This is a genomic window from Streptosporangium sp. NPDC023615, from assembly GCF_040640155.1.
In the GTDB taxonomy this organism is placed as follows: Bacteria; Actinomycetota; Actinomycetes; order Streptosporangiales; family Streptosporangiaceae; genus Streptosporangium.
Window position 1 is genome coordinate 1 of sequence record NZ_JBFABE010000104.1, and the last position, 15,257, is coordinate 15,257.

The window sequence follows — 15,257 nt, forward strand, 5'->3', positions numbered from 1 at the left end:
CGATTCTCGCCGAGGCGTTGATCTACACCAGGCCCGGCATCCTGGAGTTGCTGCCGCCCAGGCAGCCGGAGAGGCTGACGGTGCTGGCCGCGCAGGCGACGCCGACGCTGACCGAGCTGATGATGGACGCGGGCTCGTCACCGGAGGCGCCGGCGTTCCTGCCCTGGAGGTTGAGGACGTATCCCATGATCTTTTCCTTTCGACGGGGTGAAGACGATGATCGAGGTCGAGCAGAGGAACCGGGGGACTAGCAGATGGCGACGCTGGTGGTGCTGAAGCAGGTGAAGGGGCTGAGGAAGCTGAGGGACATCTCCTCGGGACCTTCGGCCTCCTGGCGGACGTCCTGGACCTGGAGGTTGAGAACGAAGCTCATTTTCTTCTGCTTTCTGAAGGGGTGATTCCTGCGGGGGGAAAGCGGTGGTGCGGTGGTGCGGGTGGTGCGGTGGTGCGGGTGGTGCGGGGAGATCAGGCGGTGATGGTGGTGATGCACATGAACTGGCTGGCGCTGCTCTGGCAGGCGAACCAGCTGTTGGTGCTGATCGACAACGCCGCGTTGTCGTCGCCGCCCGAGCGCGAGATCTCCTGGAGGTTGAGAACGAAGCCCATTTCCACGTCTCCTTTGCGAGTTAGCAGAAAGCCCAGCTCTGGTTGCTGAAGCAGAGCGACAGGCTCGGGGTGCTCGGCTGTGCCACGACGTCCGTGGCGTCCTGGTCGGTCCGGATGTTCTGCAGGTTCAGGATGAAAGACATGTCCGCTACTCCTTCGTTCGTCGTGCCCGGGCGGCTAGCAGCCGACCAGGGTCCAGCCGCTGACGCAGAGGGACGGGCTCAGGCTGCTCGGCCCCGCCGGGGCGTAGTCGCCGTTGGCCTTCTCGGCGGGGACACCGCGTCCCTGAAGGTCGAGGATGAAAGCCATCTCTGTTTCCTTTCGTGATTACCGGTCGGTCGGGGAAGGGCTAGGGGAGTGGGTGGGCGGGTGCCTCCTCTCGGTGGTCGGTCCCGGCGAAGGGCCGAAGGAACGGCAGCAGCGGCAGCTCGGGGTCGCGCAGCGTCGCGAGCGAGTGCAGCACTCCCGAGCTTCCGGTGCCGAAGTCCATCGACAGCCGCATGAGCTGGTCGCCGGGGAACGCGATCTCGCCCCGGAGTCCCACCATGTGGAGCCGCAGCCGGTCGCGCTTGGTCGCGATCAGCTCGTCGAGCCACGGGGCGTCCGGGTAGAGCGGGCGGAGGTGGTTCAGGTAGCCCATCTGGCCGGCCGTGCCGAAGAACAGCATCGGGCAGATGTGGAACTCGGCGTGCGCCGCGCGGCGCAGCCGTTCCATGGCGAGGGAGAGGTCGTCGGTACGGCGGTGCCGGAGAAATTCGCTCAGCACCAGGCCGATGCCGGCGGAGCCGGTGCCGATGTAGGGCATCGTCCGCCAGCCCTCGTTGACGTAGAGGACGTCGTTGTCCTCCAGGTGGACGCAGCAGTCCAGCTCGCTTCGCAGCGCGCTCTCGGCGTGGTCGAGGTAGATCGAGTCGCCGGTCTCCTCGAAGAGCCTGATGAACAGGAGCGCCGGGCCCGAGGCGCCGTACAGGAAGCCGGCCCTGCGGTGCTTGCCGCTGTCGTCCTGGAGCTTGGGCGGTTGGTGCTGGATCCGGTCGGCGAGCTGCTGGGCCCCCTTGATCGCGGAGTCCCTGAGTCCCTGGTCGTCCAGCCGGCCCGCGAGGAAGAGCTGGTTCAGCGCCACCCCGCTCAGGCCGGTCAGCATCTCGTCGGCCAGGGGCACGTCGCCGATCTTCTCGATCATGTCGAGGACCTCCAGCGCCGCGTCCCTGCGGCCGAGCTCCTCGAAGGTGTGCGCGATGCCGTGCAGGCCGTCGTAGAAGCCGAGCCGGTGCATGCCCTGGTGGTTGCGGACCCGCTCCAGCAGCCACTCCTCGTGCTCCTCGCGCCGGCCGTGACCGCTCCTCGCCATCGCGTAGAGGACACCCGCCGTCCCGTAGCCGAGGCCGAGACCACCGAGCTTGAACTGCTCGACGTCACCGGGGAACAGCCGGTCCTCCCGATCGGGGGTGGCGCTCGCCCACACCGCCGCGGCGATCGACGCCTCGATCTCGTCCCAGTCGGGTCCCGAGCCCTCCCGCCCGGAGATCAGGGCGGAGCTGCGGGCCATCTGCTCCTCCGTCCCCGCCCACGGGGAGGGGCCGAGGTCGAGCTGCGCGAGCACCTTCTCCCCCCAGCCCGCCGGGACGGGGAACCGCTGCTCCACGAAGTCGACCAGCGCGCGGGCCCGGGTGGTGTCGAGCACGAACAGGACGGTGAGCGGGAGGAACGGGGCGATCTTCAGGCAGCCGAGCGCGTAGAGGTCGGCCGCCAGGCTCTCCCGGTTGTCGGGGGGCACGAACCCGGGGGCGCCCATGCCGATGCGCTGGTCCTGGTCGACGTAGGTGGCCAGCTCGAAGTCGACCAGCTTCACCTTGCCGTCTTCGGTGATCATGATGTTGTTCGGGTGCAGGTCGCCGAAGGCGATGCCCCGCTCGTGCAGCCGGCCGACCACCTCGTCGATCTGCGAGGTGATGTCCACCGCCCACTCGGTGAACTCCCTGATCGTCTCCTCGGTGGCGTCCACCCTGATCAGCGGCGTGCGGTGCACCATCCGCTTGTTCAGCGTGACGCCGTCGACGAACTCCTGGACCAGGAAGTGGTGCTCCCAGAGCTCGAAGTAGTCGTAGCAGTTGACGACCGCGTCCAGATCGGCCAGCTCGAGCAGGAACTGGTGCTCCCGCTTCAGCCTGGTCACCGCGTCCCGTCCGACCTGGTCCAGCCCGGCGCCGGGCCGCGCCTCCTTCAGGATCACCTTGCGCCCGGTCGCCTTCTCGATGGCCACGTAGATGCCGCCGCCGTTGGAGAAGTGCACCGCGGACTCGATGTCGTAGGGGAAGTCGTCGGGGGCGTCGCCCTGCTCCCGGTCCCGCAGATGCGAGAGGAGGAAATCCGGGGGCTCGACCCATTCCGGGACGTAGAACACCGGGTCTCGCCTGTCCACCACCAGGTCACCCTCGGGCGTCTCGATCGCCATCGCCGGCTCACCGAGGTCGTTGCGGGTGAGGCGCTCCACGAAACCGCCGTAACGCAGGTAGAGCGGCCCTTCCCGCCAGCGCAGGTCGCTCAGGATGTACGGTCCGCCGAGCCCCTCCAGCAGGGGGTCCAGTTCGTCGAGGATCTGCTTGAGCTGCATGTCGTCGGCCGGGTATATGGTGATGAATTTCCCGCTGCCGCCCCGGTCGGCGTACTTGAGGTTACGCCCGATGTACGCGGCCTCGCTCATGAGGAACTTGAACGAGATCTCGCGCTCGATGCAGTATTCCGCGGTAATGTCGAGAACCTTCTGCGCGGTTTCCCGGGTGGCGGAGATGTGAATCTTCCAGCCCTGCGCCGGCATCTTCTCCGTGGTGTGAATGTAGTTGAACCACGGTCCTTTCACACCGGTTCGCCAGCCTTCCGGTGCAGGTGCCTCGGCCTGCGTGTACCCCTCCTGCATGGCCGCCCACTTGCTCGGCTCGTCATAGAAGAGGCGGTCGGCGAAACAGTATTCGAAGTATTGAAGCTTCATCTCTGCACCGTCCTGGGGCCATGTCTTTGCGGTGATTCATACGTTAGGCGCGCCCATTGGAAAGTCCAGTCACAAAGCGTGATGAACGTCTCCCGAAAGGACTCCGGCCGCGTCCGGCGAGGGGCGATCCGCGCTCGCCGTGATCACGCAGACGTTCCGGAAGGACACCTTGCGCTACCGTCGGCACCGTTTTCCGGCGTTTTTCGGCGCGATGGGTTTGGCGGTCGGCCGACTCGGGGTAGGGATGAAGACTTGCGCGGAGGCGACCACACAGCGTGTCCTCCGGCCCCTCGAAATTCTCCTAAAAAATCCTTATTTTGGTTCACGGCGAAAAAAGAAAAAAGTAAATCAGGGCCGCAAGAAGGAGGTAATTCATTCTTTCCCGGGACGCGTCGCGAAGGCCCCGTCCGGCCGGCCCCGTCGGATCGGCCGGGCCGGTCCGCTCCGGTCCGCTCCGGTCCGCTCCGGTCCGCTCCGGCCCGCTCCGGTCAGGCCGGGCGGCCGGGCGTCGCCCGGCGGCGGCCCTCGAGGAGGAGGTGGACCGTGGCGAGCGCCCGCCACGGTCGCCACGACGCGGACACCACGTCGAGATCGCCGAGCGCGACCCCTCGCCGCCGCAGTTCGTCCCGCACGGTCGCGTCCGCCGCCGGGAAGGTGTCCCGCGCGCCGAGGCGCAGGGCGATGTGGTGCGCGGCGGCGGAACCGACGCCCGGCAGGGCGACCAGCGATCCCACGAGCTCCTCCAGCGGCTCGCCCCCGTCGAGCGCGACCGCCCCGGAGGCCACCGCCCGCGCCAGGGCACAGACGGCCTCGCCGGCCGGGCCGGGTGGACCGTACCCGTTCGCGGGCACGCCCGCGAGGGTCTCGGCGGAGGGAAAGGCGTGCGTGAGCCCGTGTCCGAGCCCGGCGACCGGCGTCCCGTGGGAGCGGGCCAGGCGACCGAGAAGGTCCCTCGCGTCCTGGGCGGGGAGCTCCTGGCCGACGACCGCCTGCACGGCGGCCTCGAACGGTCCCCACACGCCCGGGACCCGCACCCCCGGCCGGGCGGTGACCAAAGGCCCGAGCACCGGGTCCGTGGCGAGCGGCCCCGAGACGGGGAACGGGTCCGACTCGACGCCGGTGAGCCGGGCCGCCCGCTCCACGACGTGGACGATCCCCTCCCAGTAGGGAAGGTGGGCCCGCAGCCGGAGATGGTCGGGTCCTCCGGACCAGATCTCCAGCATCCCGGGCGCCCCGTCGATGACGATGGTCCGGCGGTACACGCCCGACTCGACCGACTCGACACCGGGGACGGCCCGCCCGGCGAGAAGAGCGACGGTGGCGTCCCAGTCGTAGGGTGCCGTGAACGGCATCCGGAGCGTGAGCCCCCCGTCGGCGGTGAGCCGGTCGGCTCGCCGGCGACGTTCCCGGAGCTCGCGCGGCGTGAACCGGAACACCTCCAGCATCGCCCGGTTGAACTGGCGGAGGCTGCCGAAACCGGAGGCGAAGGCCACCTCCGTGATCGACAGGTCGGAGTCGTCGAGCAGGCGCCGGGCCAGGTGCGCGCGACGTGAGCGGGCGAACCGGTCCGGGGTCACGCCGAGGTGCTCGTTGAACATGCGCCGCAGGTGGCGGGCGGACACGCCGAGCCGGGCGCCGAGCGCCGCCTCGCCGGCGTCGTCCAGCACGCTACCGATGATCAGCTGGACCGCCCGGCACACGAGCTCGGGAGCGTCCTGCCCGATCGTGCCCGCCACCCGGTAGGGCCGGCAGCGCAGGCACGCCCGGTAGCCGACGGCCTCCGCGGCGGCCGCCAGCTCGAACGTCCGGACGTTCTCGGCGAGGGGCTTGGCCCCGCACCCGGGCCGGCAGTAGATCCCCGTCGTCCGTACGGCGGAATACGTCGTCACGGACCAAGACTCGCGTTCCCCGGCGGGCGTTTCCAGCCGGATCCGGACACGCTGCCTCCTTCGCCCGCGGGCCGTCGCCGTCCGGGACGCGCGGGTCTCCTCCGTACGTCTCCTTCGCGGGCCTCCTCCGCGCGCCTCGTCAGCGTCGCAGCAGGTCGTTGAGCTCGCCGTACTCCATGGCGGCCTCAAGGCTGTGGTAGGTGCCCGGGCCGAGCAGCTCTCGCGCCGCGGCCGCCGCCAGGCCGTAGGCCGCCTGGGCGACGGCCGAGCCGACGCTGACGCGCGCGACACCGAGCGCCGCGAGGTGCGCGACGGCCGGCGCGCCCGGGGACGCCATCACGTTGACCGGCAGCGGCCCGCCGACGAGCGTCCGGATCACCGTGGGGTCGACGACGCCGGGCACGAAGAGGACGTCCGCGCCGGCGGCGGCGTAGCGCTCGGCGCGGGCCATGGTGTCGGCGAGCCGTTCGCCCTCCGTGCCGGCCCCGGCGAGGAAGGTGTCGGTCCGGGCGTTGACGCAGAGCTCGACGCCCGCGGCCCGCGCGGCCTCCCGGGCGGCGAGGAGCCGCTCGGCCTGCGCCTCCGGGTCCAGGAGGGGCTCCCCGCGCACCCCTGGGCTGTCCTCGATGTTGACGCCCACCGCTCCCGCGGCCAGGACCTCGGCGACGGTCGCCCCCACCTCCTCGGGGCTCGCGCCGTAGCCCGACTCGATGTCGGCGGTCACCGGGACCGACACCGCGGCGACGATGCGACGCAGGGCGCCCAGGGCGGCGGCGCGATCCAGGCCGCCCCCGTCCGCCACTCCCGCCGCCCACGACGCCCCCGCGCTCGTGGTGGCGATCGCCTTCGCGCCGGCCGCCTCGATCGCCACCGCCGAGCCCGGGTCCCAGGCGTTCGGCAGGATCAGCGGGGGATGGGCGTGCAGGGCGTGCAGGGCGAGCGCCCGGCTTTTCTGGTCGGGTGTCCTCGTTCGGACGTGTGTCTTCATGTGATCTTCGAAATGGCTCTCTGTGACGGTGACGTACGGGCCTCGGTCGCTCGGTCAGACCTCGACGAGCAGTTCGTGATCGATCTCGACGAACTCGACGATCAGGTCGGCGAAGCGGCCCGCGATGAGCTCCCGGTAGGCGGCGGAACCGGTGTGGGCGTCGTAGGCCGCCTGGTCGGCGAAGTGCTCGACGAAGAGCAGGTAGCCGGTGTTCATGGGGTCGCGGTAGACGCGGAAGGACAGCGTGCCGTCCTCCCGTCCGGGACCTTCGGGGGCGAAGGCCTCGACGATCGCCTCCGCCTCCGCCTGGTTGCCGGCCTTGAGCCTGATGGGGAACACCTTCGTGAGCACGTGCCGATCCTCCTGAGCGGGGCGCCGGAGCGCCGTGGAGAGACCAGCATCCCCCCGGTGACCGCCGCCGGTCTGGCCATATTCGGCCATGAATGTCACCGTCCGCCGGGGCTCCAGGAGATCCCGTGGCGGCTGCTTCTCGACGTGCTCGACCCGGGCGGGCGGGAGCAGTCGCTTGAGCTCGGGTGGCGACCGCCACCCCCCGCGCCCCCGTCGTGACGCGGTGCGGGTCAGGCCTCCCGCGGAGGCGCCGCCGGCCACGTCTTGGCCACCAGCGTGAGCACGTCGTAGGTGGCGACCGTCCGGTCCTCCTGGTTGGTCACCACGGCGTCCCAGCGCACCTCGCCGTAGTCGGCGCCGCCGCGCGGGGTGATCTGCTTGACGGTCAGCGTCACGCCGATGGTGTCGCCGGCCTTGACCGGGGTGAGGAAGCGCAGCGCGTCTACGCCGAAGTTGGCCAGGACCGGCCCGGGCGCGGGGTCGACGAAGAGCCCGGCGGCCAGGGACACGACCAGGTACCCGTGGGCGACGATGCCGCCGAACAGCGGGTTGCGCGCGGCGGCCTCGGCGTCGGTGTGCGCGTAGAAGACGTCGCCGGTGAACTCGGCGAAGTGGCCGATGTCCTCCAGCGTCACCGTCCGCGTCCCGGAGGCGATCGTGTCGCCGACGCGCAGCTCCGCCAGGGACCTGCGGAAGGGGTGGACGTCGGACACCCGGCGCCCGGCCCCCGTCGTCCACTGCCCGGTGACCGCGGTGAGCATGTCCGGGGAGGCCTGGACGGCCGTGCGCTGCATGTGGCGCAGCACCCCGCGGATCCCGCCGAGTTCCTCGCCGCCGCCGGCCCGGCCGGGGCCGCCGTGCACCAGGACGGGCAGCGGCGAGCCGTGCCCGGTGGACTCCTTGGCGTCGTCCCTGTCCAGGACGAGGACCCGGCCGTGCCACGGCGCCAGCCCGAGCACGACCGTCCTGGCGACCCGCGGGTCGTGGGTGACGACGGAGGCGACGAGGCTGCCCCTGCCCCGGGCGGCGAGGTCGACCGCCGCCTCGAGGCCGTCGTAGGTGAGCACGGTGCTCACCGGGCCGAACGGTTCCACGTCGTGCGGCTCGGTGGCGCCGGGCCGCGCGCGCAGCAGGAGCGGGGTCATGAAGGCGCCGCGCTCGGGGTCGCCGTCGACCTGGGCCGTGCCGCCGGGGGAGCCGAAGACGATCTCGGAGCTCGCCCGCAGCGCCTCGACCGCCTTGCGCACCTCGTCACGCTGGCCGAGGCCGACCAGCGCGCCCATCCGCACGTCCGGGTTGCGCGGGTCGCCGACGGTGATCTTCGCCAGGCGCGCGGCGAGCGCCTCGACCACGGGGCCGGCCATCGGCTCGGGCACCAGCACGCGGCGGATCGCGGTGCACTTCTGCCCGGCCTTGACGGTCATCTCGGTGACGACGCCCTTGACGAACAGGTCGAACTCGGGGTCGTCCGGGCCCACGTCGGGTCCGAGGATCGAACAGTTGAGCGAGTCCGCCTCGACGCCCAGGAGGACGCCGCCGTCGAGGACGTTCGGGTGCCGGCGCAGGATGCCCGCGGTGTGGGCGGAGCCGGTGAAGGCGACGCCGTCCTGGGCGGTCAGCTCGTCGAGCAGCCCGGCCGGGCCGCCGGCGAGGAGCTGGAGCGTGCCCTCGGGCAGGATCCGCGACTCGATGATCTGGCGGACGGCGCGTTCGGCGAGGTAGGCGGCCTGGCCGGCGGGCTTGACGATCGAGGGCAGCCCGGCGAGGAACGCCGGGGCCAGCTTCTCGAGCATGCCCCAGACGGGGAAGTTGAAGGCGTTGATCTGGACCGCGACGCCCGGCCGGGAGGTGTAGAGGTGCCGCCCGACGAAGGTGCCGCCCTTGCCCAGGCGTTCCGGGCCGCCGTCCAGGACGACGGTGTCGTTCGGCAGCTCGCGCGCGCCCTTGCTCGCGTAGCTGAACAGGGTGCCGATGCCGCCGTCGACGTCGATCGCCGTGTCCCGCGAGGTGGCGCCGGTGCGCACCGACAGCGCGTAGAGCTCCTCCTTGCGCTCGGACAGGTGCTTGGCCAGCGCCTTGAGCAGGGCGGCCCTCTCGTGGAAGGTCAGGGACCGCAGCGCGGGGCCGCCGGTCAGCCGGGCGTGGCGGACCATCGCGGCGACGTCCAGGCCCCGGCTCGAGAGGCGCGCGACCTCCTCGCCGGTCGCGGCGTCGAGCAGGGGTTCCCCGTCGTCGGAGGCCCGGAACCAGCGTCCGGCGGCGTAGCTCTCCAGCAGTGTGCTCACACTGTCTCCTCTCCGCGGGCGTGACCTGTTGCGCGGACGCCCCTCGCCGTGTCACTGTATTACTGACCGAGCGATAAGTAAATGAGCCCGAGGTCGGGGAGGAACAATGACGACCACCCCAGCGGAACCGGACCTGCAGGAGCGGTTGCAGGACGCCTTCGACGCGACGATCGCGCGCAACGACCGCATCGAGCCCCGGGACTGGATGCCGGAGGACTACCGCAGGACGCTCGTCCGCCAGATCGCCCAGCACGCCCACTCGGAGATCATCGGCATGCAGCCCGAGGGCGCCTGGATCGGCCGCGCGCCGTCCCTGCGCCGCAAGGCGATCCTGCTGGCCAAGGTGCAGGACGAGGCCGGGCACGGCCTGTACCTGTACTCGGCGTGCGAGACCCTGGGCGTCACCCGGGCCGAGCTCACCGGCCTGCTGCTCGCCGGACGGCAGAAGTATTCTTCGATCTTCAACTACCCCACGCTGTCCTACGCCGACGTCGGCACGATCGGCTGGCTCGTCGACGGCGCCGCGATCTGCAACCAGGTGCCGCTGTGCCGCACCTCCTACGGCCCGTACGGCCGCGCGATGATCCGCATCTGCAAGGAGGAGTCCTTCCACCAGCGGCAGGGCTACGAGCTGCTCATGACGATGATGCGCGGCACCGACGCCCAGCGCGCCATGGTCCAGGAGTCGGTCGACCGGTTCTGGTGGCCGTCCCTCATGATGTTCGGCCCGCCGGACGACCGGTCCCCGAACAGCGCGCGGTCCCTGGCCTGGGGCGTCAAGCGCCACTCCAACGACGAGCTGCGCCAGAGGTTCGTCGACATGACGGTGCCGCAGGCCGAGGCGCTCGGCGTGACGCTGCCCGACCCCGAGCTGCGCTGGAACGAGGAGCGGGGGTGCCACGACTTCGGCGAACCGGACTGGGCGGAGCTCGCCGCGGTCATCGCCGGGGACGGCCCGTGCAACGCCCAGCGCATGGCCCACCGGCGGGCCGCCCACGACGAGGGCGCCTGGGTGCGCGAGGCGGCGTCGGCCTTCGCGGACCGGAGCGAACGGGCCGGTGCCCGGTGAGCGCCGACCGGCGGGAGTGGCCGCTGTACGAGGTGTTCGTCCGCGGCAAGCGCGGGCTCAACCACGTGCACGTCGGGTCGCTGCACGCCCCGGACGACGCGATGGCCCTGCGGAACGCGCGTGACGTCTACACGCGGCGCAACGAGGGCGTCAGCATCTGGGTCGTGCGGTCGGACGCCATCGCCGCCTCCAGTCCCGACGAGAAGGACCCGATGTTCGCGCCCAGCGGCGACAAGGTCTACCGGCACCCGACGTTCTACGACATCCCCGGCGACGTCCCGCACATGTGAGCACCACACGATCGGAACAGTCATGAGCGACGAACACGGCAGCGTCTTCGACGGCCTGCTCGACGGCGACTCCTCCCAGTGGGCCTTCGGCACCGACTTCGAGGACCCGCTGGCCGGCGTCGACACCACCCCGCCCGACGGCGTGGACCCCGCCGAGCTGGCCACCTACTGCCTCATGCTCGGCGACGACGCCCTGATCATGTCCCAACGCCTGTCGGAGTGGTGCAGCCGCGCCCCCGACCTCGAGGAGGACATCGCGCTGGCGAACATGGCGCTCGACCTCCTCGGCCAGGCGCGGCTGCTCCTGGCACGGGCGGCCGCCGCCGACCCGCGCGTCGTGCCCGCGCTGCCCGACGACTCGCCGGTGCCGCCCGAGGACGCGCTCGCCTTCTTCCGCGACGAGCGCGCGTTCCGCAACGTGCGCCTGGCCGAGGTGGCCAACGGCGACTTCGCGCACGTCGTCGTCCGCCTGCTGCTGTTCTCGACGGCCCGGCTGGCACTGCTGGAGCGGCTGCGCGCGAGCCGGGACACGGTGCTGGCCGCGGTGGCGGCCAAGGGGGTCAAGGAGATCACCTACCACCGGGACTGGGCCGGACGCTGGTTCCTCACCCTGGCCCAGGGCACCGAGGAGTCGCGTCGCAGGCTTCTGGCGGCCCTGGACGCCCTGTGGCCGCTGCAGCCCGAACTGGTCGCCGCGCATCCGCTCGAACGCTCCCTGGCGGTGTCCGGCGTCGGCGTGGACCCCGCGTCCCTGCGCGAGGAGGTGGACGCCGTCCTCGGCCAGGTGTTCGCGCCGGCCGGCGTCGACCGTCCCGAACGGACGCCGCTGGCCGGCGTCGGCGGGCGGACGGGCCGCGACGGCCTGCACACCGAGGCCTTCGGCCTGCTGCTCGCCGAGATGCAGGTGGTCGCCCGCGCCCACCCGAGCGGGCGCTGGTGAACACCGCGCGGCGCGCCGCCGGGGCCGCCGGGGCCGCCGGTGACACGGACGCCGGGCGGCGTGCCACCGAGGTCGCCGGTCTGGTGCGCGACCCCGAGATGCCGATGCTCACCCTCGTCGATCTCGGCGTGCTGCGCGGCGTCGAGGTGGAACGGGACGCGAACGGCACGCGGACCGTCGTCGTCTCGATCACGCCGACCTACACCGGCTGCCCGGCCATGGGGACCATGCGCGACGACCTCGTCCACCGGCTCAACGACGCGGGGTTCGACCGCGTCGAGGTCCGCGTCGTGCTCGACCCTCCCTGGTCCAGCGACTGGATCACCGGACGCGGCCGGGCCGCGCTGCGCGCCGCCGGGCTGTCGGCGCCCGGCCCCGCGCCCCGGCGCGCCGGACCGGTCCCGCTCACGCTCGGCCCGGCCCGGTCCGCGCCTCCCTGCCCGCGCTGCGGCTCGGCGGCCACCCGCCTGACCTCCGAGTTCGGCGCCACCGCCTGCAAGGCCCTCTACCGCTGCGTCGACTGCGCCGAACCGTTCGAGCACGTCAAGGAGATCTGACCATGACCACGCTCGCGACCGGCCCCGCCCGGTCCAGGGCCGCCGCCTTCCACCCGCTGACCGTCACGGCGGTGGACCGGTTGTGCGAGGACGCCGCCGCGATCACCTTCGCGGTCCCCGAGGAACTGCGCGAGACCTACGCCTTCCATGCCGGGCAGTCGCTCACCCTGCGGCGCCTCATCGACGGGCGCGAGCACCGCCGCTCCTACTCGATCTGCGCCCCGGCGGGCGCCGCGCCGCGCATCGGCGTCCGAGAGATCCCCGGCGGGCTGTTCTCCTCCTGGCTCGTGCGCGAGGTGACGCCGGGCGTCCGGATCGAGGTCCAGCCGCCCACCGGCTCGTGGCGGGCCGACCCGGCGGCGGGCGAGCGCCACCTGTGCGTCGCCGCCGGCTCCGGCATCACCCCGATGATGTCGGTCGCCGCGACGGTGCTCACCCACCCCGAGGCCCAGGTCTCGCTCGTGTACGGCAACCGCACCAGCGGCACCGTCATGTTCGCCGAGGAGCTCGGCGACCTGAAGAACCGCTACGGCCCCCGGCTCCAGGTCGTGCACACCCTCTCGCGCGAGCCGCGTGACGTCGAGCTGTTCTCCGGCCGGCTCGACGGCGACCGGTTGCGCCGCCTGCTCACCACCCTCGTCCCGGTCGAGGTGTTCGACCACGTCTGGCTGTGCGGGCCGCTGGCGATGATCGAGGACACGCGGCCGGTGCTCGCCGAGCTCGGCGTCCCGGCCGGACGCGTCCACGTCGAGCTGTTCTACGCCGACGCCCCGCCGCCGCCCCCGCTGCGGGCCGTCGAGGGGCTCCCGGCCGGCGCGACGAGCGAGCTGACGACGGTGCTCGACGGCCGGAGGACCACCTCGACCGTATCCCGGGAGACGGCGATCCTCGACGGCGCCCAGGCGACGCGCTCCGACCTGCCGTTCGCCTGCAAGGGCGGCGTCTGCGGGACCTGCCGCGCCGTCGTCCGCGAGGGCACGGTCGACATGCGCCGCAACTACGCCCTCGACCGATCCGAGGTCGAGGCCGGGTTCGTGCTCACCTGTCAGACGTACCCGGCCGGTGACAGCGTCACCGTCGACTACGACGCCTGAATCCTTCTCCGCGGCCGGTCGCGTGCGCTCAGGCCTCGTGCCGTGCCAGGCCGTCGAAGGCGATGAGACCGATCACCTCGGCGATCGTCACCGGATCGAACATCCCGTCCGCGCGGTACCACTCGACCAGCGAGTTCACCATGCCGAACAGCAGCCGGCTCACCAGCGCCGGCGGGACGTCACCACGCAGGGCGCCCTCCGCCACGGCCTCCGCGACGAGCCCGGCGAGGCAGTCGTCCAGCCGGCGGCGCCGTTCCAGCGCGGCCAGCTCGACCTCGCTGTTGCCGCGTACCCGCAGCAGGAGCGTGACGGACGGCTGGTGCGCCACGAGCACCTCGACGCTGCGCCGCATCACCTCGCGCAGCCGCCCGTACGCGGTCGTCCCGGCCCGCTCCCGCAGGGCCTCGTCCACGACGGCCGCGAGCTCGTCGAGCGCGTCGTCCAGGGCCTCGCCGAGCAACTGCTCCTTGCTCGTGACGTGATGGTAGATGGCCGCTTTCGTCAGCCCGAGCTCCTTGGCCAGGTCCCCCATGCTCGTGGCGTCGTACCCCTTGCGGTTGAACAGCTCCACCGCGGTGCGCAGGATCGCCGCCTGGTCATAGCCGGGACGGCCACGCCGGCGGGCCGGGGTCGGGTCGGCGGAGCCGGTCGTCGTCACGAGTGCAGCATCTCACGGGCGTCCCCGCCGGCCGCCCCCGGGAACGGCGGGGGCGGGAGGCCTCTCCGGGCGGCCATGGTCATCGTCAGCCCGGGGATGTCGCCGGTCGCCCGGCGTGTGGACCTCCGGCCCCCGTCGATCCCGAGCCGATCCTCCGCCGGCCGGGGTCGCGCGCCTGTTTCCGCTCGATGTCGAACCCCCTTATCGAATCGGTTCGGTCAGACCCGGGGCGATGTCGTACGCGCGTTCAATGGGGTCATCCGGGATCTCCTCACCCCGGAGGCGCGTTCTTCCTGGTCGGACCCTGGCTCCTCTGGGCGAACCGATTCCGTCTACCATGGGGAACGTCGTAGCCCAGCCCGCTGAGGAGTGTCGGTGAACATCGGAGAGATCGCCAAGCGGTCGGGCGTGTCCCGCAGCACGGTGTCGTACGCGTTGAGCGGCAAACGGCCGGTGGCGGAGGCGACCCGGCGGCGCATCCAGGCGATCATCGACGAGCTCGGCTACCGCCCCAACGCCGCGGCCCGAGCCCTCAAAGAGGGCAGGACACGCACCATCGGACTGGTCATCCCCCCGGCCAGCCAGCGCCTCACCGACGTCCAGCTCGACTTCGTGGCCAGCGTGGTCGACGCCGCCGCACGCGCCGACCTGGACGTGCTGCTCTCGCCGTCCGGCGGGGAACACGACCGCTCGTTCGAGCGCGTGGTCACCGGCGCCCGCGTCGACGGGGTCGTCCTGATGGAGATCCGGCTGGAGGACGACCGGGTCACCCGCCTGACGGAGGCCGGACTGCCGTTCGTCGGCATCGGCCGCACCAGCCGGCCCGACGAGATGACCTGGGTGGACATCGACTACGAGACGTTGATGGCCCGCTGTGTCCGTCATCTGGCCGACCTGGGCCATCGTCACATCGCCCTGATCAACCGCTCGGCCGAACTGGTCGCCGCCGGGTACGGCCCCGGCCACCGGGCACAGCTCGGCTTCACCCGCGCCGTCGCCGAGCGCGGCCTGGAGGGCGTGCAGGTCTGCTGCGCCGACGACGCCCAGGCGGGACGGGCCTGCGTCGAGAAGCTGCTGGTCACCCACCCCGAACTGACCGCCATCGCCACCATCAACGAGGCCGCCATGCCCGGCATGCACCGCGCGCTGGCGCACGCCCACCTCGCGGTGCCCGGCGACTTCTCGCTCACCGGGGTCGCCGCCCGGCACTGGGCGGAGAACCTGCACCCGCCGCTCACCGCGGCCGACATCCTGGCCGACGAACTGGGCGCGCGGGCCGTCGAACTGCTCATCCAGCGCATCGCCGATCCCGCCCTCCCGCATCGCCGGCTGCTCGTCGCCCCGCCGATCTCGCTGCGCGAGTCGACCGGACCGGCGCGCCTCCGCGTCGGCCCCGCCTGACCCGCGCCGGCCCGCGCCGACCCGCCGGGCAGCGCGGGCCGGCGCGGGCCGGTGACCTCCTCGGCGTCGGCCTTCCGCGTGCCGGCGGCTCAGCCGCGCAGGCTCCAGCGCTGGTTGGTGCCGCCGTTGCAGGCCCAGAG

17 protein-coding genes are annotated in these 15,257 nt (G+C 72.1%); 6 read left to right on the forward strand and 11 right to left on the reverse strand.

Annotated features, from left to right (window positions below; translation table 11 throughout):
• Positions 1 to 22 precede the first annotated feature (22 nt).
• From AB0G16_RS36760 to paaZ, 10 genes are all read right to left on the reverse strand, one after another.
• A complete protein-coding gene (locus tag AB0G16_RS36760) occupies positions 23 to 187 on the reverse strand; it encodes a hypothetical protein (RefSeq protein WP_362815385.1) in 165 nt (54 codons plus the stop codon).
• Between the two features lie 60 nt (positions 188 to 247).
• Positions 248 to 373, reverse strand: coding sequence for a hypothetical protein (locus AB0G16_RS36765; RefSeq protein ID WP_362815387.1), 126 nt, complete (start codon positions 371 to 373; stop codon positions 248 to 250).
• A gap of 92 nt (positions 374 to 465) precedes the next feature.
• Entirely contained in the window at positions 466 to 606 is a 141-nt protein-coding gene (locus AB0G16_RS36770) for a hypothetical protein (RefSeq protein WP_362815389.1), read from the reverse strand.
• A gap of 20 nt (positions 607 to 626) precedes the next feature.
• Entirely contained in the window at positions 627 to 749 is a 123-nt protein-coding gene (locus AB0G16_RS36775; RefSeq protein ID WP_362815391.1) for a SapB/AmfS family lanthipeptide, read from the reverse strand.
• Positions 750 to 783: 34 nt separating this feature from the next.
• On the reverse strand, positions 784 to 915 hold the full coding sequence (locus tag AB0G16_RS36780) for a SapB/AmfS family lanthipeptide (protein WP_362815393.1): 132 nt from the start codon (positions 913 to 915) through the stop codon (positions 784 to 786).
• 40 nt (positions 916 to 955) lie between these two features.
• Complete coding sequence (gene lanKC / locus AB0G16_RS36785) at positions 956 to 3,595, reverse strand: class III lanthionine synthetase LanKC (RefSeq protein ID WP_362815395.1); 2,640 nt, start codon at positions 3,593 to 3,595, stop codon at positions 956 to 958.
• Positions 3,596 to 4,083: 488 nt separating this feature from the next.
• On the reverse strand, positions 4,084 to 5,484 hold the full coding sequence (locus tag AB0G16_RS36790; RefSeq protein ID WP_362815397.1) for an AlkA N-terminal domain-containing protein: 1,401 nt from the start codon (positions 5,482 to 5,484) through the stop codon (positions 4,084 to 4,086).
• A 139-nt stretch (positions 5,485 to 5,623) separates the two neighbouring features.
• Complete coding sequence (locus AB0G16_RS36795) at positions 5,624 to 6,472, reverse strand: isocitrate lyase/phosphoenolpyruvate mutase family protein (RefSeq protein ID WP_362815399.1); 849 nt, start codon at positions 6,470 to 6,472, stop codon at positions 5,624 to 5,626.
• Positions 6,473 to 6,526: 54 nt separating this feature from the next.
• Positions 6,527 to 6,823 (reverse strand): antibiotic biosynthesis monooxygenase, encoded by a 297-nt coding sequence (locus AB0G16_RS36800; protein ID WP_362815401.1) that lies wholly within the window; start codon positions 6,821 to 6,823, stop codon positions 6,527 to 6,529.
• 230 nt (positions 6,824 to 7,053) lie between these two features.
• On the reverse strand, positions 7,054 to 9,108 hold the full coding sequence (gene paaZ, locus AB0G16_RS36805) for a phenylacetic acid degradation bifunctional protein PaaZ (RefSeq protein WP_362815403.1): 2,055 nt from the start codon (positions 9,106 to 9,108) through the stop codon (positions 7,054 to 7,056).
• Between the two features lie 106 nt (positions 9,109 to 9,214).
• Here paaZ and paaA point away from each other — a divergent pair, with 106 nt between their 5' ends.
• The 5 genes from paaA to paaE all read left to right on the forward strand — a co-directional run bounded on the left by paaA (position 9,215) and on the right by paaE (position 13,058).
• On the forward strand, positions 9,215 to 10,177 hold the full coding sequence (gene paaA / locus AB0G16_RS36810) for a 1,2-phenylacetyl-CoA epoxidase subunit PaaA (RefSeq protein ID WP_362815405.1): 963 nt from the start codon (positions 9,215 to 9,217) through the stop codon (positions 10,175 to 10,177).
• Complete coding sequence (gene paaB / locus AB0G16_RS36815; RefSeq protein WP_362815407.1) at positions 10,174 to 10,467, forward strand: 1,2-phenylacetyl-CoA epoxidase subunit PaaB; 294 nt, start codon at positions 10,174 to 10,176, stop codon at positions 10,465 to 10,467. The genes paaA and paaB overlap by 4 nt, the downstream gene beginning before the upstream one ends.
• Before the next feature lie 22 nt (positions 10,468 to 10,489).
• Positions 10,490 to 11,407, forward strand: a complete 918-nt coding sequence (gene paaC, locus AB0G16_RS36820) for a 1,2-phenylacetyl-CoA epoxidase subunit PaaC (protein ID WP_362815409.1) — start codon at positions 10,490 to 10,492, stop codon at positions 11,405 to 11,407.
• An 80-nt stretch (positions 11,408 to 11,487) separates the two neighbouring features.
• Complete coding sequence (paaD, locus tag AB0G16_RS36825) at positions 11,488 to 11,964, forward strand: 1,2-phenylacetyl-CoA epoxidase subunit PaaD (protein ID WP_362815417.1); 477 nt, start codon at positions 11,488 to 11,490, stop codon at positions 11,962 to 11,964.
• Positions 11,965 to 11,966: 2 nt separating this feature from the next.
• Positions 11,967 to 13,058 carry a 1,2-phenylacetyl-CoA epoxidase subunit PaaE gene (gene paaE / locus AB0G16_RS36830; RefSeq protein WP_362815411.1) on the forward strand — a complete coding sequence of 364 codons (1,092 nt, stop codon included), beginning with the start codon at positions 11,967 to 11,969 and terminating at the stop codon, positions 13,056 to 13,058.
• Positions 13,059 to 13,086: 28 nt separating this feature from the next.
• Here paaE and AB0G16_RS36835 read toward each other — a convergent pair whose 3' ends face one another.
• The gene (locus tag AB0G16_RS36835) at positions 13,087 to 13,716 is read right to left on the reverse strand and encodes a TetR/AcrR family transcriptional regulator (RefSeq protein WP_362815413.1); all 630 of its coding nucleotides are present in this window, start codon (positions 13,714 to 13,716) and stop codon (positions 13,087 to 13,089) included.
• A 375-nt stretch (positions 13,717 to 14,091) separates the two neighbouring features.
• On the opposite strand from AB0G16_RS36835, the gene AB0G16_RS36840 reads away from it, so the two are divergent.
• Positions 14,092 to 15,117 (forward strand): LacI family DNA-binding transcriptional regulator, encoded by a 1,026-nt coding sequence (locus AB0G16_RS36840; protein WP_362815415.1) that lies wholly within the window; start codon positions 14,092 to 14,094, stop codon positions 15,115 to 15,117.
• Positions 15,118 to 15,257: the final 140 nt, after the last annotated feature.